3 protein-coding genes are annotated in these 2705 nt (G+C 73.6%); 1 reads left to right on the top strand and 2 read right to left on the bottom strand.

Going from position 1 to position 2705, the window contains the following annotated elements; genetic code table 11:
• Positions 1-140: 140 nt before the first annotated feature.
• Entirely contained in the window at positions 141-1058 is a 918-nt protein-coding gene (locus tag AB0M20_RS36665) for a LysR family transcriptional regulator (protein WP_364305282.1), read from the bottom strand.
• Between the two features lie 70 nt (positions 1059-1128).
• On the opposite strand from AB0M20_RS36665, the gene AB0M20_RS36670 reads away from it, so the two are divergent.
• A complete protein-coding gene (locus AB0M20_RS36670) occupies positions 1129-2034 on the top strand; it encodes a DMT family transporter (protein WP_364305284.1) in 906 nt (301 codons plus the stop codon).
• On the opposite strand, the gene AB0M20_RS36675 is transcribed toward AB0M20_RS36670, so the two are convergent.
• Positions 1985-2705, bottom strand: a 721-nt coding sequence (locus AB0M20_RS36675) for an aldo/keto reductase (protein ID WP_364305286.1), incomplete at its 5' end; no start/stop codon positions are given. The two genes, AB0M20_RS36670 and AB0M20_RS36675, sit on opposite strands and share 50 nt — an antisense overlap.

The following is a 2705-nucleotide window of genomic DNA, read 5'->3' on the forward strand; positions in this document are numbered from 1 at the left end:
GTCGTCGGGGTGCGCCCAGATCCCCAGCACGGTGCCGAGCTCATTGGTCGTCGGGTAACTCATCGTCGCCTCCTGGTCTGTCGGATGCGACGTTGCCCGGTGGTGCTTGCCGGGCGCTTGCCCGGGCCTTGCGCGCTTCGTCAGACGGCTGCCGGAAGCGCCGCCACGGTGTCCTGCAGCGTCCGCAGGAGGGCGTCGACGAGCGGGTCGGGGCGGCGGCGCCGGGCGGTCACCACGCCGACGTAGCGGGTCGGGCCCGGCGGCTCGAGCGGCACCGCGGCCAGGCCGCCCCGATCGCCGACCAGGGCGACCTGCGGGATCATGCTGATCCCCACGCCGGCCCGGACCAGCGACTGGGCGAAGACGTAGTCGGTGCCGCGGCAGGCGACCACCGGCACGTAACCGGCCAGCGCGGCGTAGTGGTCGAGGGAGTCGCCCATGTCGAGGCAGCCGTGCACCCAGCGCTCACCCGACAGCTCGGCGATCGTCACGCTGTCCCGGCCGGCGAGCGGGTGGTCGGCGGGGAACACCACGAACATCGGGTCGTCCATCAGGGGCGTCCACAGCAGACCCGAGCGGTCGCCCGGCCGGACCGGCGGTGGCCCGTCGAAGTTGTAGACGAGCGCGAGGTCGGCGGCGCCGGATCGGACCTGCGGCAGGCTCTCCTCCGGCTCCTGCTCCAGCACGGTCAGCTCGATGCCGGGCCGCTCGGTGGCGAGGCGGCGCAGCGCGGCCGGCAGCAGCCGCTGGCCGCCGCTGGTGAAGGTCGCAACGGTCAGCTTGGCGGCGCCGGCCGTTGCGAGACGGCCGAGGTCCCGCTCGGCCCGGGACAGCTCGGCGGTGACCGCCTCGGCGGTCTCCACCAGCAGCCGGCCGGCGTCCGTCAGGGTCACGCCGCGGGTGCTGCGCACGATGGCGGGCGTGCCCAGCGCGCGCTCGAGCGCGCTGATCTGCTGCGAGACGGCGGAGGGGGTGATCAGCAGCGACGCGGCCGCCCGGTTGATGCTGCCGTGCCGTGCGACCTCGGCCAGGATCTGGAGCCGGCGGACATCCATCATCAGATTTCCTTAACACGCGCCAAGCAGGTCATGACTAGTGCTTCACACCGTACCGCGCGAGTCTGGGTTCGTGAATCGTCGCGCATGGGTCCTCTTCACCCTCGTCTCCGTCCTGTGGGGCATCCCCTACCTGCTCATCAAGGTCGCCATCGAGGACCTGTCACCCGGCCTCGTGGTGGCCGGGCGGGTCGCGATCGGCGCCGTGATCATGGTGGCGATCGCCGCCCGGCGTGGATCGCTGGGTGCGCTGCGCGGCCGGATCCCGCTGGTGGCCACGGTGGCGGTGGTGCACGTCGTGGTGCCGTTCATGCTGATCACGTACGGCGAGGTGCACATCACCTCCTCGCTCACCGGCCTGCTGATCGCCATCGAGCCGGTGGCCATCGCGCTGCTGATGATGCGCACCGAGCCGCTCTCGCCGGGCCGCGTCGCCGGGCTGGCGGTCGGCTTCGCGGGGGTCGCCGTGCTGGTCGGGCTGGACGTCTCCGGTGACCGGCTGGGTCTGCTCGGCGCCGCGATGGTGCTGCTGGCGGCGCTCAGCTACGCGGTCGCCACGATCCTGGTGCAGCGCCGGGCCAAGGGCATCCCGCCGGAGGCGCTCGCGGCCGGCACCACGTCGATCAGTGCGGTGATCCTCGCGCCGCTCGGCCTGATGTCGCTGCCCGCCGAGCCGGTCGCGGCCCGGTCCTGGCTGGCGCTGGCCGCGCTCGGCATCTTCTGCACCGCCGTCGCGATGCTCGCCTTCTACGAGCTGATCGCGATCGCCGGGTCGAACCGGGCCGGGCTGGTCACCTACGCGAACCCGGTGGTCGCCGTCCTGCTCGGCGTGCTGCTGCTGAACGAGCCGGTGGGCGTGGGCACGGTCGCCGGGTTCGCCTTGGTCGTCACCGGCTGCTGGCTGTCCACCCGACCGCGCGCGTCGACGATCACGTCAGCAGACCGTCCGCGCGAAGGTCGGCCCAGAGTGCGGGCTTGACGGGTACGCGGGACATCCGCACCGCGTCCTCGACCTCCGCCGGGGAGCGCGCGCCGACGAGCACGCTCGCCACGGCCGGATGGGTCAGCGGGAACTGGATGGCCGCCGCGCGCAGGGGCACGCCGTGCCGGGCGCACACCGCCGCGATGGCCCGCGCCCGCTCGATCACCTCCGCGGGCGCGGGGGCGTAGTCGTAGGTCGCGTCCGGCCGCGGGTCGGCCAGCACCCCGGAGTTGAAGACGCCACCGACGATCACCGAGACGTCGCGGTCGGCGCACAGTGGCAGCAGCTCCTCGGCGCCGGACTGGTCGAGCAGCGTGAAGCGGCCGGCCAGCAGCACGCAGTCGACCAGGCCGGCGCGCACGAAAGCGGCCGGCATCGCGGCCTGGTTCATGCCGGCCGACACCGCCCCGATCCGCCCCGCGGCGCGCAGCTCGGCCAGCGCTGGGAACGCCTCGGCGACGGCCTGGTCGAAATGGTCGTCGGGATCGTGCACGTGCAGGATGTCGGCCCGGTCCAGCCCGAGACGGTCCAGGCTCTCCGCGTACGAGCTCAGCACGCCGGCCGCGCTGAAGTCGAAGACCGGCGTCGCCCCGGCCGGCTCCGACGGCTCGGCCCACAGCTGCTGCGCACGGTCTCCGTCGCGGCGCAGCAGCCGGCCCACCTTGGTG

This window comes from Actinoplanes sp. NPDC051633 (genome assembly GCF_040681735.1).
Taxonomy (GTDB): domain Bacteria; phylum Actinomycetota; class Actinomycetes; order Mycobacteriales; family Micromonosporaceae; genus Actinoplanes.

Bases quoted from the DNA above. Each gene is read 5' to 3' on its own strand.
- AB0M20_RS36665 (WP_364305282.1), bottom strand. From the start codon at position 1,058: ATGATGGATGTCCGCCGGCTCCAGATCCTGGCCGAGGTCGCACGGCAC.